Here is a 24146-nt window from a genome sequence, read left to right as displayed (position 1 = left end):
CTCAGTGCTCCCTGACCAGCTCGGCGTACGGGCCCCCGGCGGCGACCAGCTCCTCGTGCCGGCCGCGCTCCACGACCTGGCCGTGGTCCAGGACCACGATCTCGTCGCTGTCGCGGACCGTGCTGAGGCGGTGCGCGATGACGACGCAGGCGCAGCCCCGGCGCCGCAGGTTGTCGATGATGATCTGCTCCGTCTCGGCGTCGAGCGCGCTCGTCACCTCGTCGAGCACGAGCACGCTCGGCCGGCGCACCAGGGCCCGCGCGATCTCCAGACGCTGCCGCTGACCACCGGAGAAGTTCCGTCCGTCCTGCTCGACCCGGCCCCGGATACCGCCCGGCCGGCGCGCCACGACGTCGTAGAGCGCCGCGTCCTTGAGCGCGTCGACGACGGCCTCGTCCGGGATCGACGGGTCCCACAGGGCGACGTTGTCCCGGACCGTGCCCTCGAAGAGGAACACGTCCTGGTCGACGAACGACACCGACGCGGACAGCGCGCCGCGCGGAATGTCCTCCAGGCGCTGCCCGTCGATCCGGATCGTGCCCTCCCACGGGCTGTAAAGGCCGGAGATCAGGCGCGATACCGTCGACTTGCCGCTGCCCGAACCGCCGACGAGCGCCACCTGCTGACCCGGCCCCACCGCGAGCGAGAAGCCGGTGAGCAGGGGCTTGTCCAGCGGGCTGTAGCCGAACGTGATGTCGTCGAGCGTGACGTGCCCCTTGAGGCGGCGCGTGCTCGCCGCCGCGTCCGGCCGCGCGTACAAGGCGTCCGCCGGGAAGCTCTCCACGTCCTTCAGGCGCGCCACGTCGGCCGCGAAGTCCTGGATGCGGCCCGCGACACCGTTGAGCCGCGTGACCGGCGCGGTGAAGCGGGTGACCAGCGCCTGGAAGGCCACGAGCAGACCCACCGACAGATGACCCTCGACCGCGCGCAGACCGCCGATCCACAGGATCAGGGCGCTGTTGAGCGTCGCGAGCGTCGGCGCCACGATGCCCAGCCACGCACTCGGCACCCCGAGCCGCTGCTGCTCCTCGAGAGTGGTCGCGTGCTGCCCCGCCCACCGCCGGAAGTACCCGTTCTCCCCACCCGTCGCCTTCATCGTCTCGATGAGCTGAAGACCGGTGTACGACGTGTTGGTGAGCCGCGCCGTGTCGGCGCGCAGCTTTTGCGTACGTGTCGCCCGCAGCCGTACGACGATCCGCATCGCAACGACGTTCCCGAGCGCGATACCCACCCCGACGAGCGTGAGCTGAGGGTCGTACGTCCACAGCAGCGCCGCGTACAGCAGCACCACGATGCCGTCGACGCCCGCCGCCGTCAGGTCCCGCGCGAGCGTCTCGGACACCGCGTCGTTCGACTGGAGCCGCTGTACGAGGTCGGCCGGGCTGCGCTGCGCGAAGAACGTCACCGGAAGGCGCAGCAGATGTCCGAAGAAGCGGGCGCTGCTGAGCGTCGACGCGATGACGCGCCCGCGCAGCAGGTTCGCCTGCTGAAGCCACGTCAGTACGGCGGTGAGCGCCACCATCGCCGTCATCGACGCGAACAGCGCGCCGAGCAGCGAGGTCTGGTCACCGATCAGGAACATGTCGATGTACGTGCGGCTGAGCGCGGGCAGCGCCGAGCCGACCGCCACCAGCAGGAGGCTCGCGAGGAGCGCCGCGAGCATCGTGCCCGTCGTGCCGCGCAGCCGCGCGGGCAGTGCCCGCAGGACGCCGGGCCTGCGCCCGCCGGGGCGGAAGTTCTCGCCCGGCTCCAGGACGAGGACCACACCCGTGAAGCTGGTGTCGAAGTCCTCGGTCGGTACGAACCTGCGGCCCTTGTCGGGGTCGTTGATGTGGACGCCGCGCCGCCCGAAGCGGCGGCCCACGCCGTCGTAGACGACGTAGTGGTTGAACTCCCAGAAGAGGATCGCGGGCGCCTCGACCTCCGCGAGCGCGGCCGGTTCCATCTGCATTCCGCGCGCGGTCATGCCGTAACTGCGGGCCGCCTTGAGGATGTTGCTCGCCCGCGAACCGTCACGCGAGACACCGCACGCGATGCGCAGCTCTTCGAGTGGGATGTGCCGGCCGTGGTGCGCGAGGACCATCGCCAGGGACGCGGCGCCGCACTCGACGGCCTCCATCTGGAGGACGGTGGGCGTGCGTACCTTGCGGTGCCGGCGCTTCGGCGGCTTCGGCGCGGGGCGCGCGCGACGGCGGCCGTGACCGGCCGGGGGCAGCTGCTGCTGGACTGCGGGGGAGGGGCTCACGGGAGCAGCCAATCGATCGGGCGCTGCTCGGCGAGGTGCACGGCGCCGGAGGCGGGGGTCATCGAGTCGAGCGCGTACGGGGGGCCGCCGGCGGAGGACCACGCGTAACCCGACTTGGTGGAGGGGGACGCGACGAGCTTCACGAGGACCGCGACCGTCGGGCCGCCCTGGGTGAACTGCCCGGCCAGTTCCTTGTCGCCGAGGAAGGCGGTGACCCGCTCGCGGGTCTGCGCGCCGCGCCCGACCGCCTGCACCTTGCCGCGCAGTACGCCGTACTGCTGGGACGGCGCCGACTGGACGCTGAGGTCGACGTCCGCGCCGACCGGCACCGTGCCGGCCTTGTCCGCGGGGACGTACAGCATGGCGAGGAGGGGGGCCTTCGCGTCGGAGGTCTTCTCTACGGTCGCGACGTCGGATCCGGTCGTGACGACGGAGCCGGTCCGGGCGACGAGTGTGGTGACGCGGCCCGCGTCCACGGTCCGTACGTAGCTGTCGCCCTGTGCAGTACGGACTTTGAGGAGTGGGGCGTTCGCCGCGAGCTGCTGCCCCTCCTTGGCGAGTACACCGGTGACCTGACCGGTGACGGGGCTCTGGAGGACGTAACTGCCCTGCGCGTGGGTGAGTACGCCGGGGACGCGGAGTGTCGAGGACAGCGAACCGGTCACCGCCCACACGGATCCGGCCGCCATCACGATGAGGGTCACGGCGAGGGCGAGGAGGCCCTGCGGCCGGGCGAGCCGCACGGGAAGGTCGAGTTCCTCGGGCGACTGCAGCTTGGACAGGGCCTGTTGACGGAACTGCACGACGTACTTCCCTTGTCTGTACCTGGGCGCTCTGTACCTGGGTGCTCTTGTACGTGGACGCTCTGTACCCGGGTGTCAGGAGTGCCCAAGGGCCCCGGAACCGGGGGGAGGTTCCGGGGCCCGAGCGGAGCTGTGGCTCAGAGACCGGCGGTCAGGCCGGTGGCGAGGCCGGTGACGGCGCCCGGGTTGATGCCGGTCAGGCCCGCGGCCGTGCCGGTGAGGCCGGCGACGACGCCGGAGACCGGGGCGATCGAGTCGGCAGCGCCGGTCACGTTGGCGGCGAGGCCGCCGACGAGGCCACCCGAGACGTTGTCGAGGTCGGCGTCGGAGATCTCGGCGGTCTCAACGGGGGTGAAGTTCATAACTGCGTGCCCTTCTCATTTGGTATTCCAGATTGCGCGATTCACTTGCGTGACTCCCGCAGTGCGGTGGATCAAAGCACGCCCACGCCTCGCACATCCAATCGGAAGGTCCCCGGTCAGGGGCTGTGCGGGCACGTAATTACCGCCGGGTGCAGGCGCGTTCACGGGGTCGGGGCAGCACCTTCACAAAATACTCGGGTCAGCATTTCTTAATGCCTTCCTTAGCTCCTGCAAAAAATGGACACTCCGCATTTTTGACGGGGGTGGAAATTGAGGATTGTTCACCTTTACCGGAACCGGTGACCGGACTGCGCATTCGATGTGCAGGTTTACTGGAGGGGGGTGCGGGGGTACCGGTGCGTGCGCGAGTGCCGACGGAGGGTGTTGGGCGACGTCGTGTCTTGCGTGAGGTCTTGCGCTACGTCTTGCGCGATGTCTTGCACACGAGAAGGAACGCCTGCGGGGTCTTCTCGGCTTCGTCGGCGGCGCGCTCGAGCCGTGCCACCTCCATGAGTCCGGCCCGCGCGAGCAGCCCGGCGACCCGGCCGGGCGGGAACCGGTACACGTCGAGCGAGAGGTCATGCCCGTAGGCGTGCTCAAGGCGCACGGTGTCGTCACCGGCCTTGAAGGCGAGCAGCAGATGACCGCCCGGGGCGAGGACCCGGTGGAACTCGGCGAAGAGGACCGGCAGTTCCTCCGGCGGGGTGTGCACGATCGAGTACCAGGCGAGGGCGCCGGCGAGCTCGCCGTCCGCGAGGGCGAGCGCGGTCATCGACCCCACGTGGAAGCGGAGCGTGGGATGGGTGCGGCGGGCGACGTCGACCATGCCGGGCGACAGGTCGACCCCGAACGCGTCGAGCCCGAGCGAGGAGAGGTGCGCCGTGACACGGCCGGGGCCGCAGCCGAGGTCGGCGACCCGGCCGCCGCCGTCGGCCAGGACCCGCTCGGCGAACGCGGCGAGCATGGCCCGGTCGAAGGGCTTGCGGTCGAGTTCGGAGCTGAGGAGCGCGTTGTAGTCGTCGGCGACGATGTCGTAGGACGCGCGGGTGGCGTCCAGGTGGCGGTGTGCGGTATGGCTGTGGGTGTGGTCGGTCATGGGCGGGGACCCTAGCCAGGGCGCCCTTACGGCGTCAGCGTGTCCCAGAACATCTGCTCGTAGGTCTGGAGCAGGCGGGCATGGTGGAGGGGCGTATCCGTGAGGCAGCCCGCGTCGGCTGCCGCCTGCACTCCTGCCAGGGCCTGTTTCTCGAGGGTGGGTGACGGGGTGGCGAAGAGGTCGAAGAAGGCGCAGGCCTCGTCCGGGAAGCCGTAGTGCGTGTGCAGGCTCTCCGCCAGGGTGGCGCAATAGCCGCCCCACGCAGCGAAGTTGGCGGTCAGGGCGACCACCGTGTCGCCGGGGGCGGCGTTGAGCGCGAGCCAGGCCACGTAGGAGGGGTAGGCCTGGCAGCCGGGCAGAGGCTCGTACGCGGCCGCCTCCTCGGGGCCTACGCCGCACGCGGCCAGGAGCGGGCCGAGGTGCTCGTACGCGAGACCTTCCCCCTCGGCGAGCGACGTGAAGAACGGGACGCACTCCGGTTCCTCCGCCGCCGCCCGTCCCGCGAGGTGGCGGAAGGAGCGCTCGTCCGCCGGGATTACATGGCGCTGGGCGAGGGCGATCGCCGCCACCGACGACGTGCTGGCCGCGCCCGACGCGATGAGGGGGACGAGACGGTTGGCGTCGGGGCCGGGCGTCACGGAGACGGCCGCCCGCTCCAGAAGGTCCCGTGCGGGGTACGCCATGGTCGAGCCTCTTTCTGACGCAGGGGTGGCCGTGGCCGCAGACTCTCACGCGGTCGCGCGGATCACGCGCGACGCGCCACGTCAGCGGCCACTCGCCCCATGCGCTTGGGCGCCCCGTGTCAGCGATCCAACTCCTTGTGCGCGCTCTCCGGCAGCCGCAGATACACCACCGACGACACCAGGCAGAGCACGGCGACGTACCAGGGGAAGAGGCCCGCGTGCCCGAGCTCCTTGAACAGCGTGCCCACGTACGGCGCCGTCCCGCCGAACAGCGCCACCGTCAGCGAGTACGGGAAGCCGATGCCCGCCGCGCGCACCCGCGCCGGGAACACCTCGGCGTTGACCGCAGCCGAGATCGACGTGAACCCGGTGAGCAGCACCATGCCCGCGCACTGCACGAGCAGCAGCGACCAGAACGACCCGCCGAGGGACTGCAGCAGCGGCACGCTCAGCAGCGCGAAGCCCAGACCGAAGAACAGCAGCAGCGGCTTGCGCCCGAACCGGTCCGACAGCATCCCGCCGAGCGGCTGGAGCAGCGCGAAGAACGCCAGCGCGATGGTCCCGGCGACGAGCGCGTCCGCCTTGTCGATGCCGGTGTTCAGCTCCGCGTACGTGGGCAGATAGGACGTCCACGTGTAGTACGCGATGGTGCCGCCCGCCGTGATGCCGCAGATCAGGAGCGACTCGCGCGGGTGATGACGCAGCGCGTCGAAGAGGCCCGGCCGCTCGGCCGCGCGCTGCTCCGCGCTGCGGGTCTCGGACGCGCCGCGCCGGATCCAGAACCCGACGAGGCTCAGCACCGCCCCGAACACGAACGGCACGCGCCACCCCCAGCCGTCCATCTGCCCGGTGGCCAGCGTGCTCACCAGGACCGCGGCGACCCCGGACGCCGCGAGCTGCCCGGCGGACGTGGACACGTACTGGAAGGACGAGAACAGCCCGCGCCTGCCGGGCCCCGCCGACTCCACGAGGAAGGTCGTGGACGCCGCGAACTCGCCCCCGACGGACAGTCCTTGAAGCAGCCGCGCCACGACGAGGACCACGGGAGCGAGCACACCGGCGGCAGCGTACGTAGGCGTCAGCCCGACCAACAAACTGCTGCCGCCCATCAGCAGAATGGTCACGGTCAACGCGGCCCGCCGACCGTGCCGGTCGGCAACGGCCCCCATCAACAGCCCGCCGACCGGCCGCATGAAGAACCCGACAGCGAACACGGCGAACGTCGACAACAACGGCACGAGAGAACTGCCCGCACTCTTGGGAAACACCTGGTCGGCTATGTAGGTGGCCAGGAATGTATAGGCGTACCAGTCGTACCACTCGACGGCGTTACCGACGGAGGCGGCTAAGAGCTGGCGTAGAGGGTGAGCGGGATGGGTGGAGGTGTTCAGGGTTTGTGTCATGGTCCTGACCTGTTCCCAGGAAATGCCCTGCTCACGCGCACTCTGACGGAGTTGATGGCCTGCCGTCAGCCACGCCGACTCGTCGCTGCCGGTCGACGCTGCCGTTTGGTGCGGCCGGAGATCAGAAGCAAAATCACGGGCGCTGAGTCAGCAAAAGGTCAGCAAGAGCCCGAGGTCAGTACATTGCCTTCCATCCCCAAGCAGCTCGCCCGTGGCATGGGAACCTTCGCCAAGCCGTGCAGCTGCAGCCAGCCCACACGATGCCCGCACCCCTACTCCATCCGGTACCGCGACGCGAGCGGGAAGCAGCGCGAAGAGTCCGGCTTCCGCACGCAGGACGCCGCCAAGGAGCGGCTGGTCGAGCTGTATGCGCGGAAGGCCAACACGCCGGCGTCCCAGGCCGAACTCATACGCCACTACGGGCAGATGCGGTTCGAGGATTTCGTCGGTGACTACATGGGCCGACAGCGGCGACTCTCGTACGGCACGGCCTACGAGTACGAGCACCTCGCCCGCAACCACCTGATCCCGGAACTCGGATCGCGACGCCTGGAAACGTTCAGCCCGATGGTGGTCGAGAGCTTCCTCATGATGATGGACCGCCTAGGGACGCCCGACCCGACCCAGTTCAAGGTCTACGTCCTCCTCAAGACACTGCTGCTCGATGCACACCGCAAGGGCGCGATCGACGGACATCCTCTGCGGGACGTCGATGCGCCACGGTACGAGGCAGAGCGGGCCGTTGTGCCCACCAAGGAACAGATCGTCGGGATCAAGGTTGCTGCCGACCACGACCGCTTCTCGATGTTCGTGGACATGATGGCCGGCTGCGGCCTACGCAACGGAGAGGCACTGGCCCTGAACGTGAACAACATCGTGGCTGACGACGTCTACCGCGTCACGGAGCAGGTCCATTACCGAACGAGGAAGATCGAGAAGCTCAAGCACAGGAAGCCGGGGGAGTTCCGTGAAGTTCCGCTGCCTCGGAGCATCCGTGGAGCGATCGAGCGCTTCGTCGAGAAGCACGGAACCACGGAGGACGGCTATGTCCTCCAAGGGACCCGAGCCAAGCACATGAACCACAGCACGATCAACACCATCTGGTACCGGAAGCTGGCCGGCAAGGACGTGGACATCCCCGAAGGTATGACGATCTACGGGTACCGGCACTTCTTCGCGGCGAACTGCCTGGCGCACAACATACCCATCACGGATGTCGCCGAGTGGATGGGCCACAAGAACATCGAGGTCACGTTCCGGATCTACCGGCACCTCATGCCGGCTTCGATCGGGCGAGCGGCGAGGCTCCTCGACCAAGGCCTTCACGACCTCGCTGCCTGAAGGGGGTGCGGCCTGGTTCTTGCGGCGCGACCATCGATGTAGTCGAGGCCGGCACGTAGGAACCGGGCTCCGCGCTGCTCCGTCGGTCCCAGCCATCAGTCGGTGCGGTTGCTTACGTAACCCGGCGGTCAACAGAGACCGAGCCCACTCAGTGTGAGGGCTCGTGAGGCGTGGAACGGCAGCCGCTTCGAGGTATGGCGTTCAGGAGCTGCAGCCGCATCAGATGAGACGTTGCTGACGGACCCATGCGTCCACGTCGGAGACCTTGAACTGCAGCTTTGCGTTCCGTCCGGTACCGAACTTGTAGGCAGTCAGCCCCAGTCGAGGAGCGTCCCGATAGACCCACGTGATGGACATGTTGAGGTACTCGGCGGTCTGCTTGGCATCCATGAACTGCGTGGGCATCGGACCTCCAGGTCGGGCGGGAGAGATCAGTGTGAGCCCGACACGCGATTTGGTTGTGCCGTGATCGGTCTGGTACTGGAGTTTGAGGCCCTTCGATTCATGACTTCGCCGTACCAAGGCGGCCTTAAGTGAGCAGCTGTGCGTCTTGTCCGATCAGGTCACGGGTGCAGCGCATCGCACACCCTCGCGCGTTTGATCAACTGACAGCAGTTTGCGCAGGCGCGTGCTCGGGCGCCTGGGCGGGGCGCTCCAGGGCGCGGATGGCGGCGGACAGGGCGCTGCGGAGCACTCCCATCACGGCCGCGGCCCGAAGTCCGTGGCCGATGACGTCGCCGACGGCGATGGCCAGCCGGTCGGGTGGGATGTCGACGACGTCGTACCAGTCGCCGCACACGTTGAGGGATTCGGTGGCGGGCAGGTAGCGCACCGCGACATCGCGGTGGTGGGCCAGGTCGGGGACATGGAGCATGGCGTCCTGCAGTGCGACGGCGACCTCGCGTTCACGGGTGTGGGCCTGCCGCAGTTCCTCGTGTAGCTGTTGCAGCTCGCTCGCCGTGCATACAGCTCGGCTTCCAGAGTCTCTGCGGTCTCCAGGTGCTCGCCTACCGGGGCGTCAGCGGGGTGGGCGGCCCGGTGGGCCTTGACAAAGGCGGTGACATCCACGATCCCGTGGATGATGTAGGCCACCTGCCCGTCAGGTCCGGGAACCGGGGTGTTCACCGGCGACCACCAACGTTCGTCGAACCCTCCTGGGACGTCCATGACGCGGATGTCGTACCTCTGCAGGGCCATCGTGTCGGGCTTGCGGCTGGCCAGGACCCGGTGCAGGGAAGCATCAAGGTTGTGGACTCCGTCGGCTTCCGGGTCAGCGGGGTTGTCCGGGAACACGGTGAAGGCGTGTCGGCCCACCAAGTCCTCCCGGGTGAGCCCGGTGGTCTCCAGGTACGCCCGGTTCACGTCGATGATTATGAGATCCGGCTGAGCACCAGGTAGGGGCTCGGCGTAGCGGCGAACAGCGCCGCATGATCAACCCGCGAGACCATCGCCACCACTCCTTTCCCGTCCCAACAGCCCCACTCCTCAAACTACGGTCCCCTCTCCGGCCCTGCCCGCTGGCGAGAGAGGGGAGGACCGCATGCCGCGTCCCTGCTCGGCCGGCCTGACCGTGGCAGCCATCACCGTGAGAGGGCGGTACGTGACGTGATGTCCGTTTCGGTGCCGCCAGATCGTGTGACTGTGGAATGTTGGGTCACTTGAGGATCTCCAGCATCCGGTTCCCGAGGACCGCGGCCGAGGCCGGGTTCTGTCCGGTCACCAGGTTTCGGTCCTCGACCATGTAGGGCTCCCAGACCGGACCACCACTGAACTTGACCCCGACCTTCGCCTTCACGTCGGTCTCCAGCAGCCATGGCGCCCTGGCGGCCAGTCCGACGCCATCCTCCTCCTCGTCGGTGAAGCAGGTGATGTTGTGGCCCTTGAACGGCGATTCACCGTGGATCCTGGTGGCCAGCATCGCGGCGGGACCGTGACAGACGATGAACAGCGGGTTGCCCGAGGCCAACTGCTGGGTCAGCAGCCGCCCCACGTCGGCGTCCCACGCCAGGTCCGCCATCGGACCGTGACCGCCCGGCAGGTAGACCGCGTCGTAGTCCTCCAGGCGCACGTCTGACAGCTGCAGCGGTCGACGCATCACCTCCGCGGAACGGATGACGGCCTCCAGCTCCAGGGCGCTGTCGTTTCCGCCGACCATCTCGGGACGCAGGCTCATCATGTCGACGGTCGGAGTCACACCGTTCGGCGTCGCGACGACGACCTCGTGACCGGCGTCCGTGAGGATCTTGTACGGGTTCGCGAATTCCTCGGCCCAGTAGCCGGTCGCGTGCCGCGTGCCGTCCTTCAGCACCCAGTAGGTGGCTCCGCTGACGATGAAGAGCACCTTTGCCATGGCAGAAGTCCCCTTTCGGGCGCATGCCAGGAGTGGTTTCGGCGGGATGCCCCACGCAACCGACTCGCCCCGCCGGCAATCTCTCCCTTCCCACACAACCACGCTAGGCAGCTGCGCCGACCGCACGCAACCGGGGCTCCGTCGGCGGACTCGGACTCGTCTCGCGCCGTCGGCGGTGGTGCCCTCGGCCACAGACGCATCCGGTCACACGTCCAGGACCACGTCGGCCGGGGCCGCGGCCGGGGGCGTCGAACAGCAGATGAGCGCGCTTCCTCCAGCGGGGGTCCCGGGGCGTACTCGACGTGGCCGCAGGTAGAGCAGCGCGTCGATCTCCGCGACGGTCATCTCCTCCAGACCCGAGGAGACTTCACGATCTTGTCCCCGGCCCGCACCCGCCCTTCGGTCAGCACCTGCATGGAGGGGCCCGAGCGCCGATGGGACAGCAGTGGAGCGGCCATCTGTGGCTCGCCGAGCCGCAACCCCACGCGGTAGCACGTCAACCGGGGTTGGGTGACTTCGACGACCGCACCGCCGATCTGGTGGCGGTCACCGATGCACACCTCGTCGTCGACGAGTCCGTCCACGGTGAGGTTCTCGCCGAACTGGCCGTACGTGAAGTCGTCCCGTTCCAGGTAGTCCTGCCAATGGCGGTAGGAGCTCAACTGGTGGACCAGCACGGCACGCTGCTTGCCGCCGTGCCCGGCGAGGTCACCTTGGCCGTCGCCGTCCAGGTCGAGCCGGCGCGCCATCACGGGCCCGGCGACGGGGTGCTTCCAGATGCCGCTGCGGGTGGTCCTGCCGTGCCAGGAGACGCCCCTCGGCGTGCCGACGTTCACGGCGATCAGAGCGGCCATGACCTGTGCTCCTCCCACGCTCGGCAGGGCGGTGCCTCCAGCGTCGTACGGTCGGCCGCCGGCCGTACCCGATGAGCTCCACGCGGTGCCGGGGCTCGGCCGGACGTAGGGTGGGAGCCGGTGGGCGCAGTCGTCGTGCGTGGCCCGCCGTGAGCCGGAGACTTCCAGCGTGAGCACCTCAGCTTGGACATGCCGATGAGCTCGGAGAAGAAGGTGGCAATCGTCACCGGTGCGTCACAAGGTATCGGTGCGGCCCTCGCTGACGCGTACCGCGGGCGTGGGTACGCCGTCGTCGCGACCGCGCGGTCCATTCTCTCGTCGCACGATGCGGACGTGCTCGCCGTGCCCGGCGACCTGAGCCGGCCCGGTACCGGTGCACAGATCGTCGAGCAGGCGCTGGATCGCTTCGGCCGGATCGACACGCTGGTGAACAATGCCGGCGTCTACATGGAGAAACCGTTCACCGACTACACCGACGCCGACTACGACCTGGTGACTGGCGTCAACCTGCGCGGCTTCTTCGACGTCACGCGCAGCGCCATCCCCGCGATGCTCGCCGGCGGCGATGGCGGGCACGTCCTGTGCGTGTCGACGTCGCTGGTCGACCGCGCCAACGCACGCATACCGGCGGCGCTCACCTCGCTGACCAAAGGCGGCCTGGCCGCGGCGACGAAGGAACTGGCCATCGAATACGCGGCGCGCCGGATCCGCGCCAACGCCGTCTCACTCGGCGTCATCCGCACTCCGCTGCACCCGGACGACCCGGGCGGCACGCTCGCCGCGCTGCACCCGCTCGGGCGGGTGGGCGAGATCGAGGACGTCGTCGAGGCGGTCATGTACCTCGAACAGGCCTCGTTCGTCACCGGCGAGATCCTGCACGTCGACGGCGGCCAGAGCGCCGGCTTCTGAAAGAACCGGGATCGGGAGCGATCGACCTATGCGCACGCGCAAGCAGATGACTCCGCTCGGCGCCATCGGTGCCGGTCTGGTGGCGGGAGTGATCGGCACCGTCTGCATGGACACCGTGCGGTTCCTGCGCCAGCGACGAGCCGGCGGCGAACACAACGCCCTGCACTGGGAGTTCGCCCCGGTCCGGAGCTGGCAGGAGGCGCCGGATCCCGGCCAGGTCGCCAAGCGCCTTGCCGAGGCCTTCACCCGGCGCGAGCTGCCGGACAGTGCGGCGTTCCCCGTCAGCACGTTCATGCACTGGTCCTACGGAGTAGGCAACGCGGCCTTCTACGGCATTGTCAGCGCCTCGCTGCGTAAGCCCCGCGTCCTCTACGGGCTCCCGTACGGCGGGGTCGTGTGGCTCAGCGGATACGTGGCACTTCCGATCGCGGGACTCTACAAACCCATCTGGACCTACGATGCCAAGACGCTGGGTGATGATCTGACCGCCCACCTCGCCTACGGCGTCGGCACGAGCAGCGCTTTCTGGTTGCTGAGCAGGGCTTCCGTGTTCTCGCGGCAACTGTAGTCCGCGATCCGCGGTGACGGCGTGCCGATCGTCACCGCCGAGATGACTTACCGATACGGCCCGGACTGGACCGGACCGGACCTCGGTGCCCGAATACCACTCGCCCGGTACAACCTTGCCGCCGGACCGACCCTCCTCGTCCGCGAGGGACCAGCCGCCCGCAGCCACGACGGGTGCGCGAGGTCCGCCAGCCGTTACCCGCCTTCTGAAAGCGCCGCACAACGCGATCCTGGCCGAGCGGCCCCGGCCAGTGCCGGCGTTCGGTGACTTGCGGCGACAGCCCGCGAATCTGCCAGGAGGGTGATGCCGTGAATTATTGGCTTCTTCGAGGGAATGCTGGAGCAACGCTGAATCCCGCTCATGGCGCCGCCGCCTGCAGGCCTCGTCGTCAACGGGCCATGAGACCGACGTGCGGAGGTACCAGATGGCCGAGCTCCCTCCACCGCCAGAAGGAATTGTGCTGGCCCACTTCATCGTCTCGGACGATGTAGCGCGCTCTCGACGCTTCTACACCGAAGTGCTCGGCGGCCGGGTGGCCTACTCCGGCCCCGGAGGGCTGACCTATGTCGCCCTGGCCAACAGCTGGATCATCATCAATGTCGGCGGAGGCCCGACCGACGACAAGCCGTCGGTCACCCTGGACACGCCACGCGATCCCGACCGGGTCAGCAGTTTCCTCAATATCCGGGTCAAGGACGTCCATGCCTTGTACGCAGAGTGGAGCGCCCGGGGCGCCCAGTTCCTGACACCGCCTAAACAACACGAGTACGAGATCCGCTGCTACATCCGCGATCCCGACGGCCACCTGATCGAAGTAGGGCAGACTACCGACCCCGAGGGAGACTGGTCGCCCGCTCACTGGCCGTCAAGTACGCGCGCTGGCGATTCGGAGTGAATGCCAGGGTCCCGGCCACACTCGGCGAGTCCCACCTGCCCGGGAATCGCGGGAGATGGAAGCCCGATCCGGGCCGACAAGAAGATCGGAATTTCAGAGAACAGGCTGTCGCAAGGTAATGCTATGCATGCAGAGGGTCATGTCTACTTCGATCCGGTCGTCAGTGGGATGACACTCACGGACGAGGACCCCCTCGGCGTCGACACCTTCAAGGCTCACGCGATGCCGCTGGAGGACGCGTCCAAGGCCTACGAGATGTTCCAGGCCAAGGAAGACGGAATGATCAAAACTTTTCTGAAGCCCAGGGGCTGAAAGCCGAGCCCGCGGCCCGTTAGGCATGGTGTGCCTTGAGGGGAGGTCCTCAACCCTCCCACGCCGCTCGAGGTGTGGGGTGCGCCGAGGGTTTTGATTGCGGTGAGCCGCCTCGCGCTCTGCCACACCGCGGACGGCTGTCGCCAGGGCACGGTACGAGGCGGCATGAGTAGCAGCCGAAGTGGTGGGCCGGCAGATCTCGAGGCGGCGTTCATGCAAGGCGCGCCGCCGATTCGAGGCCGGCTGCTGTTGGAGCGACAATGGCAGGACAGGCGCGCAACAACGGTGCTTCGGACCAGAGGCATCCACCGCGAGCGGCGTACCGCTCCCGGGGCGCTGACCGTCCGGGCGCATCGCTTTTCTCGCTTCTCGCGGATGGCCCCACGCAGACCGTTGAGGAGCGAGTTTCATGCGCACCCACCACACACGTGCGCCTCACACGCGTACGGCCTCCGGCACGCCCACCCGTCCCCGGCACGACGACAGTCCGGACACCGCTGCCGCCTTCACCCACCTCGCGGGCCTGAGCGAAGGGCCCGAGCGGGATCTGCTGTGCGAAGAGGTCGTCGAGGCGTGGCTGCCCGTGGCGCATCGCATCGCCGGCCGCTTCCACGACAAGGGCGAAAGCATCGACGACCTGCGCCAGGTCGCCGCCATGGGACTGCTCAGGGCGGTCAACAACTACGATCCGCAGCGCGGCCCGTTCGAGCCGTACGCCGTCCCCACCATCCGGGGCGAGCTGCGCCGCCACTTCCGCGACCACATGTGGGACGTCCACGTCCCCCGGCGCGTGCAGGACCTGCGCAACAAGGTCCGGCTCGCCCGCCGCCACCTCGCCCAGCAGCCCGGAGCGGGTGCGGAACCCAGCGTGGCCGCCGTCGCCGCCCACGCCCACCTGACCGAGGACGAGGTCCGCGACGGCCTCACCGCCATCAACGGCTTCAGCGCCCTGTCCCTGGACGCCGGGCTCCTGCCCGCCGACGGCGACGCCTTCAGCCTCGCCGACGCCCTCGGCGCACCCGACGAGGCCTACGACGTGATCACCGACCGGGAAGCCGCCAAAACCGGTCTGGCACACCTCCCCGAACGCGAACGCACCATCCTCTACCTGCGATTCTTCGAGGACATGACACAGAGCAGGATCGCCGAGCACTTCGGGATCTCGCAGATGCACGTCTCCCGCCTCATCCAGACCAGTTGCCGGCGCGTACGCGAAGAAGCCACCCGCGACGGAGAGCGGGACGCGGGTGACCAGGGAGCCTGAGCCCGGCAGTTCCTCTTCCGGGGCGGGCTCCGACTCGGTTCCATGGGCAGCCGGGACAAGGGGGCGAAGGCAGTTGCGGTGCTGGGCACTGGCCCGTTCGGTAGTTCGCTCAGGTTGTGCCACAAGTGCCACCGGTCCGCGACCTGGACAGCCAGTGGCGGCGCTTCGGCGAAGAATGGTGCCCGCCCCCGGCAGATGACCTCAATGCCTGGCCTTTCGGCGAGCCAAGCCGCGAGGCTGGATGCCTCCCGGTTCAGCAGCAGGTCGATAAGGCGGCGCGTTTCGATGTCGACGAGGACAGTTCCGTAGTGACTGCCCTTGCGGGTGGCGCACTCGTCGACACTGACCACACGCGGGGCGCGCCACTGGGCCAGAGCCGTCGCTCATGTACAGAGCCAACCCGACGATGTGGGGACGGTGGTTTGTCATCAGTTTCGGGTGGCCTCGACTGGAACATTGGTTCTGGTCGAGGCCACCCGGCTCCTGCGTGGACGTGATCAGTGGCTGCCGGTCACGTACAGCGGTTTCATGTCTACGACGGTGTCAGTGATCGTGTGGCCGAGGCCCTCGCGAGCGGCGTTGGCGAGGAGCCCGGTGTCGGCGTCGGCCCGCACGGCGTACATGCCGCCGAGTTTGTTGGTGCGGGCGTACTCGGCTTTGGCCTTCACACTGCGGGGGGTGTCGAGGGACATGAAGATGCCGCTGTCGGGGTTGTAGAGGTAGTCGGCGTCGGCGTCGGTGTCTGTGTGGAGGGTGAAGCCGTTGCGGCCTGCTCCTGCCTCGAGATCGAGGTAGTTGCGTACGGCGTCGGCGAGGGTTGTCGTGCCGGATTCGAACGTGCCGACTGTCTCCCCTTGGTGCGCGTACGGGCCCTTGAGGGGTGAGGTCTGGGTGAGTTCTGCGTGGTGGGCGTTTCGGCTGTGGGTGGTGTAGGCGAGGTGGATGAGGCCGGGGTCGACCTTGGCTTCCTGGACCAGGTAGGTCACTGCGGCGTCGACGCTGTGCTGGTGGCTGGCCTGGGGTGTGTGGCGCAGCGGGGAGTGGTGGCCGAGGCTGGGGGACCAGGGGGTGCCGAAGTAGTCGTAGGCGAGGAGGTTGATGCGGGTGGCGCCGGCGTTGATGAGGGCTGGGATGTTCATTGCCCTGATCTCCTCGGCTGTGCCGGGGGCGGAGACGGCGATGGTGACGCCGTCGGCGACGAGCGGGTCGAGCGTGCTCTTGGTTACGCGGATCAGCTCCGCGTAGTTGGTCACGTCCTGCGGACCGTAGGCATTGCCCGGGGCACCGGGGCTGTCAGGGAACTGCCAGTCGAGGTGGACGGTGCTGAACATCGGGAAGGCGCGGAAGATCTGGGCGATGGAGTCGGCGAACTTTGTGCGGGCCGTGGGTTCTTTGGCGATGTGGTGGAACGCCTCGCTGAACTCCCAGCCGCCGACGTTGAGTCCGACCTTGAGGTTCGGGTGGTCCTTCTTCAGGCGCGTCATTGCGCCGAGTAGGCCCTTTGCCTTGGCGGCCGTGAAGTTGCCGGCGACGTCGTCGGAGAAATCGCCGCTGAAACCGAAGCCCAGGTGGGCCAGGACGTCCCCCCAGGCGTCGGTGAAGGTGACCCTCCCGCGCTGGTTGGGCAGGTCGGCCTCGCTCGATGCGATCTTGAACAGGAGGGCTGCCTGGTTGATGATGCAACCTTTGCGGCCCTGCTCGCCGATGATGCCGAGTGTTCCGACGACGAGTTCATCGAACGCGTCCCCGGGGATCTGCGCGACGTCTGCTCCGGGCCCGCCCTGACGGTAGTCGTCGGTGATCACGGTGTGGTAGCGGGAGTCGTAGGCACTGTCGGCTTCCACATAGCCGGACAAAGTCAGGGGGGAGGTGCCGCGCTGGTAGGTGTTGAAGACCGTCTTCGCGGATCGTCGCGGCGTGTACGAGAGCTTGGAGGTCTCGCGAGCCGGATCGAACTGGTTCACCGCGTAGGTCTTCTCTGCCGCGCCCTCGCCTCTGATCGAGCCGTCGACGTCCATGCCGGGATCGGGTGTGTTCACCAAGTCACGCACTGCGATTACCTTCCGTGAATGCTGTGTGTGAGCAACTGTGTGCTCTCGGTGTTCGGCCGAAAATTTTAGATCACCGGCGGGCTCTCGCAGGCAGGTAAACGGAAAGCGGCAGTCCACTACGTGAACCGCGATATAGGCGGCGGTCTCACCTGACCGGTAGTCGATGCTGAGCGCCGACGACGCGGTGTAGGTCTGGCGGCCGGCGGCACCTTCAGCTCAACACGGAGGGGGACTATCTATGCGTATATCTGGCTAGGCTGACGTGACGGCGCGGGGCCGATCTTCCTGGAGTAGATGTGGGTCTGCGCCAACTGGTCATCGATGCGTGGTCGTGGTTGAACTACAAGCCGGTGATGGCCGAGGCGGGCCGCCCCGGCAGTCGTGCGTTTCCGGAACTGGCCAGGACGTGGGTGCCGCCGCAAGAGTTGCGGCGGCTGGCCGCGTACAAGGTGCTGGCGTCGTACGCCAACAACCAGGCCGGACAGCTCGCGGCCGTCGGCGGTGACGAGGGCGCGCTGGGGCGCCGTGAGCTGGGCGACGCGGCGAACTTGGTCGACATCGCGCTCGGTTACCTGCTCGGTTCGGAGCAGAAGGTCACGGTCGAGGGTGCGGAGCACGCCGACGAGGCGACGCCGACCCCGGGCGCCGTAGAGGCCGCCGCGGCGCAGCAGCGGCTGCGTATGTGGGCGGACAAGGAGGTGCTGACGTTCCGGATCCAGCAGGCGGAGCGGGCAGCGGTGCTGCTCGGGGACAGCGTGATGGTGCTCGCGTGGAACCCGGAGAAGCAGCGGCCGAGCCGGGTAGGGAGACAGACCCCATCAGCTCGATCTGGGGTTCGGTGACGTGCTTGCGGTATTCGGCGTGGTCGTACGGCGGTCGGTCGGTGTAGAGGTTGGCCGGGTAGATGGGCTGGTCGTAGAGGGTGCGGTACAGCTCGGTGCGCAGGTCCTTGGGCCAGTTCGTCCAGGCGGCGGTGGTGCGCTGTCGGCGTAGGGCGGGCAGGTCGATGGTGGCGGTGACGAAGGTGGGGACGCCGCCGTGGTCGAGGTGGCCGATGGTGCGGCCGGTGTGGTCGGTGATGGTGGAGTGGCCGCCGAAGAAGTCGACGCGTTGTCCGTCGGCGCCGGTGTAGGAGGCGGGGTTGGGGGCGAGGACGTACATGAGGTTGTCGAGGGCGCGGGACCGGTTCTGGATGTCGAAGGCGTCGGAGGCGACGCCGGGCAGGGGGTAGCTGGTGCGGTAGGCGATTTCGCAGCCGGCGAGGGCGAGGCCGCGGGCGTTTTCGGGGTACGACGCCTCGTTGGCCATCATGGTGCCGAGGCGTCCGATGGCGGTGTCTGTGACCGGCCAGAACGCCTCGGGGCCGCTCCCATACAGGTGGGTCCACTTGGTGAGGACGTCGTGTGGGCTGAGGCTGTGTTCCATGGGCGGGAGCGGCGTGAGCTTGTAGTGCCGCAGGACGATCTTGCCGGTTGGGTCGATGACGAAGCCGACGTTGAAGTACCGGTCGGGGAAGGCCGGGTGGAGGGCTCTGGCCTGTGCCATGACGTGAATGTTGAACTCGCGGGCCCAGCGGCCGAGTTCCTGGGTCTCGGCGCCGGGCAGCGTGATGGCGCAGGTGTGGGCGTAGGCGATGTCGTCGCGATCCTGGATCTCGGTGATCTCTGGGATGAGCCCGACAGCGGTGTAGGGGTTGGTCATGGAGCGGTGCCTCCTCGTGGCGATGGATTGCCATCGTGGAGGGTGGGTCGGACACCTTCTGTGGGGTGGGTAATGAATTACCCGAGAGGGCGCCGATCTTAGTTGTGCGGGCTTTTTGTGATCTACAGGTCGGTTGCTGTGGATGGTGGGCGGGTTAGTGCCCAGGAAGCCCAGGTGTCGGGTCCCTTCGGGGTGATGATTATTGCTTCGGTGTCGGCCTCGTTGGCGATGACGGTGACGTCGGTTCCGCCGCAGGTGATGGCTGTGTGCTTCTTCGTCGTGCCGTTCTTCAGGATTGTCCTGACGTTGAGAGATCCGTTGCCGTAGCAGCGCAATGCCAGGGCGTCTTGCGGATAGTCGATTCGCTCGTGGGCGCTGGTGGGGATGACGTCGGATCGAATGACTCGGCTGCTGTGTCTCAGGTCGGCGATGAACATCTTCTGAACTTCTTCGTGAACGGCCGAAGTGACGTCCTTTGGCTTGGGAGGGGTGCTGGCCTTGACGTCGGAATCTTTTGAGAGGAGGAAGAGGCCGATCGCGGCGGCGGTGAGGGCCACGAGGATGATGATGGTGGGCTGGGGAGCCCGGCGGAAGCGGCCGTTGTCGAAGGTTGACGGGGTGTATGTGCGGGTGTCCGGGTAGTTCCATCGCGCCGAGCCTTGGGCGCGCGGGTCTCTCACAGAGGGGCTCCGTTTCCTTGAAGGAGGCGGCTGCCCCGCTCCCCTCGTGGGAGGCGGAGCGGTCAGCTGTAGGCGGTAGCCGCTTTTTCCAGCAGGGGCACTGCTGAGCCGTGCTTGTTGGCGAGTTCGCTCAGGTGCTGGAAGTCGTCCTGGTATCGCTTGACCTCATGCTGGTTATTGAGCGTGAGGAAGGCGGAGACCGTTTCCGTCTGGACGGTTTTGTCGTCGAATATCCAGAAGTCGTGAGCCTTGTGGGCGGGACCTCGGTCGGCGTCGCGGGGGATGATTCCGAGGCTGATGTTGGAGTAGTCGGCTACCTGGATGAGTCGGTCGAGTTGGCTGCGCATCACGGAGCGTTCCGCGTATCTGGTGTAGAGAACGTCTTCTTCGAGGACGATGCGGAACTGGGCGCTGTGGAGGTACTTCTGTTTTGCTGCGCGAATTGCTACGGCGTTGTCGAAGTCCTTGTCGTCGAGTCCGCGACGCGTACGAATGCCGCTGAGGACGGCGCGGGTGTAGTCCTCCGTTTGGAATGGGCCGGGGACGTAGCTGATCGAGTACGCCTTGTACCGCCTCGACTCCTCCCACAAAGGCAGGACGCGCTCTTGCGCCTTGGCCAGGCCCTTGGCCTCCATGTCTCGCCATTCCAGGTGCATGATGGCGATGTTCTCGAGTGCGAGCACCAGCTCGGCGGCCTCTTCAGGCCGGCCGCAGGCTTGGGTCCAGGCTTCGATGTCTGCCACGCTCGCGGTGATGCGTCCGCGCTCGATGCGACTGACCTTGGTCGGGTGCCAGTCGCATAGAGCGGCCAAGTCCTTGCCTTTGAGGCCCCGAGCCAGCCGGAGGGCACGGAGCTTGAGGCCGAGGTCGCGGCGCGCACGCTGAACGCTTTCGGGTTGGGGCATGGCGCACAGTGTGCCGTGACGCATCTATCGCGAACCAACCGGCTGCATCAGCGGCGCAACCAGCGCATCGGCCAAATCCCTAACGTTTGTCTGTCGCGCTCGGCGTTCCGAGCTGGGGGGCGGCCTCCATGGAGGGGAACAGCCGCAGGAGCCGTAGGGGGAACTCCACGATCGTCTCGTGCTCGGGGATCGAGATGTCTGCCAGCCTGACGGCGGGATCCGTTACGCGCCAACCCTGGAGCAGGTAGCTGCGTGTCTCGTCGTCGTAATACAAGGTGGGCGACCCGTTGTTCGGGCTGTCCGGGTCCTTGCACAGCAGATGCAGGGCCACTAGTCCTCCGTTGACCGCGGGGATGCGTTGACCCGTTGAGCTTGATCGACAGCGGAGCGTGAGGGGAAGTAAATTGCGCAAAATTGCTTCATGATCAACTTTAATCAGGTGGATTATGTATCAAATCGCAGAGCGTGATGTTGGCCGCGCGTGGAGCGTTTGTGCTTCCCGCTCGCGGAAACCTCGTCGAGCCGCCTCAGGTCGCCAGCGGGTCCAGGTAATGGCCACGGCCCAGTCCGTGACCAGGTCTACACTGATCGGCAGCGCGGGGGCGCGCTCTGGAGGGGATGTATGGTCCGGCCCCTGCCGCCCCGTCGGTCACCGCCGTGACGGGCGGCCCATCTACCCGATCCTCGGTGCCTCTTCCGAACACGAGACGAACGACCACCTCGACGACGCCTCGGACGACGACGGCCAGGTCCAGCAGGTCACGGTCGCGGCTGGGCGAGATGCTCACCCGGGAGAAGGCCCAGGGCGAACGGGCTGCCGTCAAACGGCTGTTGGCCACACTCGGCTTCGAGAACCCCAAGGCCCTCGTGGAGTTCGTGACCACGCAACGAGAGGCCGAGCAGGCCGCCCTGTCGGAGGTCGAACGCCGTGAACAGGCTGCTGCTGAACGGGAGTTGCAGGCTGCTCGGCGAGAGGAGCCGGCCGCTGGACGACGTCGAGCCGGCGTCTGCGGACAAGCCGGTGGAGCCTGTGGACAAGGGCGATGGCCAGGACGAGACGGCCGGCGGGGGAGGGGCGAAGAAGCAGCAAGCTCGGCGTTCCCGCTCGTCCGGGAGCCGGACCGACCAGGGGCCACCGCAGCGTATCGACCTTGTGATCGGCACCCCCGATCTGGCACCCGCGCTGATCGAGTTCCGAGCCGTGGCGGGCCGGCCGTTGCGTGACCACTTCGACCACGCACTCCTGTTCGCGCGGTTCAACCTCGCCGAGTTGTGGCGCATTCTGTGTCTGGCTGACTGACCGGACCGCTACACCTCTGCAGGGCAGCACCGACCGAACTACATGATCCCCTTCCACTTCCAGGGTGGCGCCCCGGCCCGTCCTCTCAGACAGTCGACACGGTGCTGCGCTTCCGCGCGCCATTCCTGGCGGCCGACTGCGTGTAGCGCTGCGTAGGTTGTCATCCGCAGCTCCCGTGCTCCCGCGAGGAGTTCGTATCCCTCCCACTCGGTCACATCGGTGCCGTAGGTCTCGCAAAACTCGGCGTATTCTGCGGCGGACACCGCGCCAGTCGTCGTGAGCTTCACCGCGGTCGAGACAAGGTCCCACTCGGGCGGACCAAACGAGGCACGCTCAAGGTCCAACATGACCGGCCCGTCCTCGGTGGCTACGACGTTGCCCACCCATGCGTCGCCGTGAACCACACACTCCGGCAGACCTCGGGGCCTCGATGCCCATCGATTCTTGAGGTCTTCGAGACGGTCCCGCAGCCACTGCCGGTCATCGTCGTTCACGGTGTGAGCTGCGCCGATGCGATCGGCGACGCGGACGAAGGGGTCCAGGTAGCCCAGATCAAGCTCAGGCTTCGGCAACGCGTGTAGGTGCTTGAGGAGCTTGACGACGTCGGCGATGGTGCCCTTCGTGTGCGGTGGTAGCTCCTGCCAGAAGGTGACGGGGTGGCCGCCGGCCGCAGTGATGGGCTGCTGTACGTCGAGCGCACGGACCACAGGGACGTGACTGCGTTCGAGCCAGCGGGCCACCCTGACTTCGCGCTCGGCGGTTGTGCGTTGCCCAGGCTGTGCAATCCGGGCGACCTTCCCGCCGGGAAGGCGCCAGATTGCGTTCTCAGCCAGACGTATGGGCTCTGCCCCCGTGGCGTCGAGGCCCGCTGTGGCACACGCGTCTTCGAGGACGGCGCGGCTGGCGTGCGCTGTCTTGGTCACGAGGGCACCGTAGCGTCGATGCGCTCTCGCAGGTCCGCTGCCCCTGGGATAGCACGGTGACGGGCCGCGTACTGAGACAGCTCCCGAAGGTCGTCAGCCGCGCGGCGGGAGGTCAGCTTCCCAACCTCGTCGAGAGCGAGATGTCCGAGGACGATTGCCTGATGCGGGTCCCCTTTCGCCATGTTCAGTGACGCCCACTTCGTCCGGGAGATGGCACGCGATCGTGCGAATGCCTTGCCGTGTCCGTCGACAGCGATCTTGAAGCGCTCTGCGGCCCGACCGGGGTCCTGGCCCGCGCGGATGGCCAGGTCGTACAGGGCATGTGCGGTATCGCCGTGATGTTGCGCGTGGTCGTAGTACGCCATCCACGACGGATCTTCGGCTGGATTCGACTGCTCGAACGCGGAGTCGGCGTCACCGACAGCCATCAGTGTGTTGCTGATGTCACCCATCTTCCCGAAGGCTCGGGCACGTGCCGTATGCAGCATCGCGCGCTCGGTCGGTGTGATCCGGTCCGACCGCACCAGCCCCTTCTCAGCGTCGGTAAGGCCGGGGTCCGGATCTCCCGTCCAGATCGCCTGGCGGGCCATGAAGCTGTACGTCTTGGCCCGCAGATGCCAGTTCTTGCCCTCCTCTGCACATTCCGCCGCGAGTCGGAAGGAGACCCGGGCATCGGCATGGGCGTAGGCGTCGAACTGGCTCGCTCCTACGACCAGGCCCAGCCGGGCTACTGCGGACAGCAATTGCGGCCGTAGCATTTCAGGGCACTTCACGGGCAGCAGGCACACCGCCCAGGAGAGGGATCTGTTGGCGATCTCAGCGACGAGCCCACCCCCGCCATGCGCGTTATCCATGGCATGTATGTGGTCGGCCGCCTGTTCAAGAAGGGCGATCTCCCTAGGCCGGATCTCCTGGGGAATCTCGGGCTGAGCGGTCGGAGTGACGAGGCTTACGAGGTCTACAGGCGCGAGGGCGGCGAGCCCTCCGAGGAGCAGAGCGCGACGGTCCACAGGGTCGAGGCTTTCGCTTGGAGTTGTCGTACTACCTCTGCCCAGGATGCGGCCCTCGTGTACCTGAACGGTCGCCTCCGCCGTCGGAGGAACCGATTTCTCGGAACTCGGAGCCTTTTTATCGGAATCGGCGGTTCGGAAGGCCATCGGCCAGGCCCTCTCGAGTAGGCCGGCCGTCTCGAAGACCCCATCTAGATCCTTGGCCAAGTCGAAGCGGCAGCTTGGGTACTTGCCCGTCTCCACGGCATAGATGACGTCTTCGCTGACCTGCACCAACCTGCCCAGCACCTTGGCGGACATCCCACTCGCTTTGCGGAGGCGGCGCAGCTCGCCACCGAACCACTTCTGCGGTGACATGCCAGGCGTGGACTGCTTCTGCGACCGAGGCATGAGGGCCCCTCTGTCCTTCGGAATCCGACAACTTCGTCTCTCGGAACCAGGTTCTCCACAACGTCTTTCGCAACTGACTCAATGGTTTCTGTCTGGTTCAA

General features: G+C 67.4%; 23 protein-coding genes and 3 pseudogenes. 7 read left to right on the top strand and 19 right to left on the bottom strand.

Features of this window, described 5'->3' with window-relative positions; genetic code table 11:
• Position 1: 1 nt before the first annotated feature.
• The 6 genes from ABZ893_RS33175 to ABZ893_RS33150 all read right to left on the bottom strand — a co-directional run bounded on the left by ABZ893_RS33175 (position 2) and on the right by ABZ893_RS33150 (position 6592).
• The gene (locus ABZ893_RS33175) at positions 2 to 2245 is read right to left on the bottom strand and encodes an NHLP family bacteriocin export ABC transporter peptidase/permease/ATPase subunit (RefSeq protein ID WP_361411489.1); all 2244 of its coding nucleotides are present in this window, start codon (positions 2243 to 2245) and stop codon (positions 2 to 4) included.
• Positions 2242 to 3048, bottom strand: a complete 807-nt coding sequence (locus ABZ893_RS33170) for an HlyD family efflux transporter periplasmic adaptor subunit (protein WP_361411487.1) — start codon at positions 3046 to 3048, stop codon at positions 2242 to 2244. Before ABZ893_RS33170 ends, ABZ893_RS33175 begins: the two co-directional genes overlap by 4 nt.
• A 137-nt stretch (positions 3049 to 3185) precedes the next feature.
• Entirely contained in the window at positions 3186 to 3410 is a 225-nt protein-coding gene (locus ABZ893_RS33165) for a type A2 lantipeptide (protein WP_361411485.1), read from the bottom strand.
• 418 nt (positions 3411 to 3828) lie between these two features.
• Positions 3829 to 4506 (bottom strand): methyltransferase domain-containing protein, encoded by a 678-nt coding sequence (locus tag ABZ893_RS33160; protein ID WP_361411483.1) that lies wholly within the window; start codon positions 4504 to 4506, stop codon positions 3829 to 3831.
• 26 nt (positions 4507 to 4532) lie between these two features.
• Complete coding sequence (locus ABZ893_RS33155) at positions 4533 to 5189, bottom strand: transcriptional regulator (protein WP_361411481.1); 657 nt, start codon at positions 5187 to 5189, stop codon at positions 4533 to 4535.
• 119 nt (positions 5190 to 5308) lie between these two features.
• Entirely contained in the window at positions 5309 to 6592 is a 1284-nt protein-coding gene (locus ABZ893_RS33150) for an MFS transporter (RefSeq protein ID WP_361411479.1), read from the bottom strand.
• A gap of 183 nt (positions 6593 to 6775) precedes the next feature.
• Here ABZ893_RS33150 and ABZ893_RS33145 point away from each other — a divergent pair, with 183 nt between their 5' ends.
• Complete coding sequence (locus tag ABZ893_RS33145) at positions 6776 to 7933, top strand: tyrosine-type recombinase/integrase (protein WP_361411477.1); 1158 nt, start codon at positions 6776 to 6778, stop codon at positions 7931 to 7933.
• Between the two features lie 219 nt (positions 7934 to 8152).
• Here the strand turns inward: ABZ893_RS33145 and ABZ893_RS33140 are convergent, their stop codons facing one another.
• From ABZ893_RS33140 to ABZ893_RS33120, 5 genes and pseudogenes are all read right to left on the bottom strand, one after another.
• On the bottom strand, positions 8153 to 8338 hold the full coding sequence (locus ABZ893_RS33140) for a helix-turn-helix domain-containing protein (protein ID WP_361411475.1): 186 nt from the start codon (positions 8336 to 8338) through the stop codon (positions 8153 to 8155).
• A gap of 232 nt (positions 8339 to 8570) precedes the next feature.
• Positions 8571 to 9381 (bottom strand): annotated as a pseudogene (locus ABZ893_RS33135) (PAS domain-containing protein); the annotation flags it as partial.
• 206 nt (positions 9382 to 9587) lie between these two features.
• Entirely contained in the window at positions 9588 to 10283 is a 696-nt protein-coding gene (locus tag ABZ893_RS33130) for a type 1 glutamine amidotransferase domain-containing protein (protein ID WP_361411473.1), read from the bottom strand.
• A gap of 204 nt (positions 10284 to 10487) precedes the next feature.
• The gene (locus tag ABZ893_RS33125) at positions 10488 to 10628 is read right to left on the bottom strand and encodes a hypothetical protein (protein WP_361411471.1); all 141 of its coding nucleotides are present in this window, start codon (positions 10626 to 10628) and stop codon (positions 10488 to 10490) included.
• A complete protein-coding gene (locus tag ABZ893_RS33120) occupies positions 10625 to 11137 on the bottom strand; it encodes an MOSC domain-containing protein (RefSeq protein WP_361411469.1) in 513 nt (170 codons plus the stop codon). Before ABZ893_RS33120 ends, ABZ893_RS33125 begins: the two co-directional genes overlap by 4 nt.
• 195 nt (positions 11138 to 11332) lie before the next feature.
• Here ABZ893_RS33120 and ABZ893_RS33115 point away from each other — a divergent pair, with 195 nt between their 5' ends.
• The 5 genes and pseudogenes from ABZ893_RS33115 to ABZ893_RS33095 all read left to right on the top strand — a co-directional run bounded on the left by ABZ893_RS33115 (position 11333) and on the right by ABZ893_RS33095 (position 15085).
• Positions 11333 to 12046 (top strand): SDR family oxidoreductase, encoded by a 714-nt coding sequence (locus ABZ893_RS33115; RefSeq protein WP_361411467.1) that lies wholly within the window; start codon positions 11333 to 11335, stop codon positions 12044 to 12046.
• Positions 12047 to 12074: 28 nt separating this feature from the next.
• Positions 12075 to 12614 carry a hypothetical protein gene (locus tag ABZ893_RS33110; RefSeq protein ID WP_361411465.1) on the top strand — a complete coding sequence of 180 codons (540 nt, stop codon included), beginning with the start codon at positions 12075 to 12077 and terminating at the stop codon, positions 12612 to 12614.
• Between the two features lie 424 nt (positions 12615 to 13038).
• Positions 13039 to 13509 carry a VOC family protein gene (locus ABZ893_RS33105; protein ID WP_361411463.1) on the top strand — a complete coding sequence of 157 codons (471 nt, stop codon included), beginning with the start codon at positions 13039 to 13041 and terminating at the stop codon, positions 13507 to 13509.
• Positions 13510 to 13677: 168 nt separating this feature from the next.
• Positions 13678 to 13821 (top strand): annotated as a pseudogene (locus ABZ893_RS33100) (glutathione-dependent formaldehyde dehydrogenase); the annotation flags it as partial.
• A 409-nt stretch (positions 13822 to 14230) separates the two neighbouring features.
• The gene (locus tag ABZ893_RS33095; RefSeq protein ID WP_361411461.1) at positions 14231 to 15085 is read left to right on the top strand and encodes a SigB/SigF/SigG family RNA polymerase sigma factor; all 855 of its coding nucleotides are present in this window, start codon (positions 14231 to 14233) and stop codon (positions 15083 to 15085) included.
• Positions 15086 to 15213: 128 nt separating this feature from the next.
• On the opposite strand, the pseudogene ABZ893_RS33090 reads toward ABZ893_RS33095, so the two are convergent.
• From ABZ893_RS33090 to ABZ893_RS33065, 6 genes and pseudogenes are all read right to left on the bottom strand, one after another.
• Positions 15214 to 15435, bottom strand: a pseudogene (locus ABZ893_RS33090) (transposase); the annotation flags it as partial.
• 147 nt (positions 15436 to 15582) lie between these two features.
• The gene (locus ABZ893_RS33085) at positions 15583 to 17136 is read right to left on the bottom strand and encodes a glycosyl hydrolase family 18 protein (RefSeq protein WP_361411459.1); all 1554 of its coding nucleotides are present in this window, start codon (positions 17134 to 17136) and stop codon (positions 15583 to 15585) included.
• Between the two features lie 594 nt (positions 17137 to 17730).
• Positions 17731 to 18837, bottom strand: coding sequence for a nitrilase-related carbon-nitrogen hydrolase (locus ABZ893_RS33080; protein WP_361411457.1), 1107 nt, complete (start codon positions 18835 to 18837; stop codon positions 17731 to 17733).
• Positions 18838 to 18959: 122 nt separating this feature from the next.
• Complete coding sequence (locus tag ABZ893_RS33075) at positions 18960 to 19517, bottom strand: hypothetical protein (protein ID WP_361411455.1); 558 nt, start codon at positions 19515 to 19517, stop codon at positions 18960 to 18962.
• Between the two features lie 62 nt (positions 19518 to 19579).
• Positions 19580 to 20422 carry a helix-turn-helix transcriptional regulator gene (locus ABZ893_RS33070; protein ID WP_361411453.1) on the bottom strand — a complete coding sequence of 281 codons (843 nt, stop codon included), beginning with the start codon at positions 20420 to 20422 and terminating at the stop codon, positions 19580 to 19582.
• 79 nt (positions 20423 to 20501) lie between these two features.
• Positions 20502 to 20753 carry a hypothetical protein gene (locus tag ABZ893_RS33065; protein ID WP_361411451.1) on the bottom strand — a complete coding sequence of 84 codons (252 nt, stop codon included), beginning with the start codon at positions 20751 to 20753 and terminating at the stop codon, positions 20502 to 20504.
• Between the two features lie 597 nt (positions 20754 to 21350).
• On the opposite strand from ABZ893_RS33065, the gene ABZ893_RS33060 reads away from it, so the two are divergent.
• On the top strand, positions 21351 to 21722 hold the full coding sequence (locus tag ABZ893_RS33060) for a hypothetical protein (protein ID WP_361411449.1): 372 nt from the start codon (positions 21351 to 21353) through the stop codon (positions 21720 to 21722).
• Positions 21723 to 21760: 38 nt separating this feature from the next.
• On the opposite strand, the gene ABZ893_RS33055 is transcribed toward ABZ893_RS33060, so the two are convergent.
• Together ABZ893_RS33055 and ABZ893_RS33050 are read right to left on the bottom strand one after the other, a co-directional pair.
• Positions 21761 to 22645, bottom strand: coding sequence for an aminoglycoside phosphotransferase family protein (locus tag ABZ893_RS33055; RefSeq protein ID WP_361411447.1), 885 nt, complete (start codon positions 22643 to 22645; stop codon positions 21761 to 21763).
• Positions 22642 to 24012 (bottom strand): helix-turn-helix transcriptional regulator, encoded by a 1371-nt coding sequence (locus ABZ893_RS33050; protein WP_361411445.1) that lies wholly within the window; start codon positions 24010 to 24012, stop codon positions 22642 to 22644. The genes ABZ893_RS33055 and ABZ893_RS33050 overlap by 4 nt, the downstream gene beginning before the upstream one ends.
• Positions 24013 to 24146: the final 134 nt, after the last annotated feature.

Origin of the sequence: Streptomyces sp. NPDC046821 (assembly GCF_040645335.1) — a bacterium.
In the GTDB taxonomy this organism is placed as follows: Bacteria; Actinomycetota; Actinomycetes; order Streptomycetales; family Streptomycetaceae; genus Streptomyces.
The sequence above is the reverse complement of the archived record's forward strand: the minus strand, read 5'-3'. Positions and strand labels throughout refer to the sequence as shown.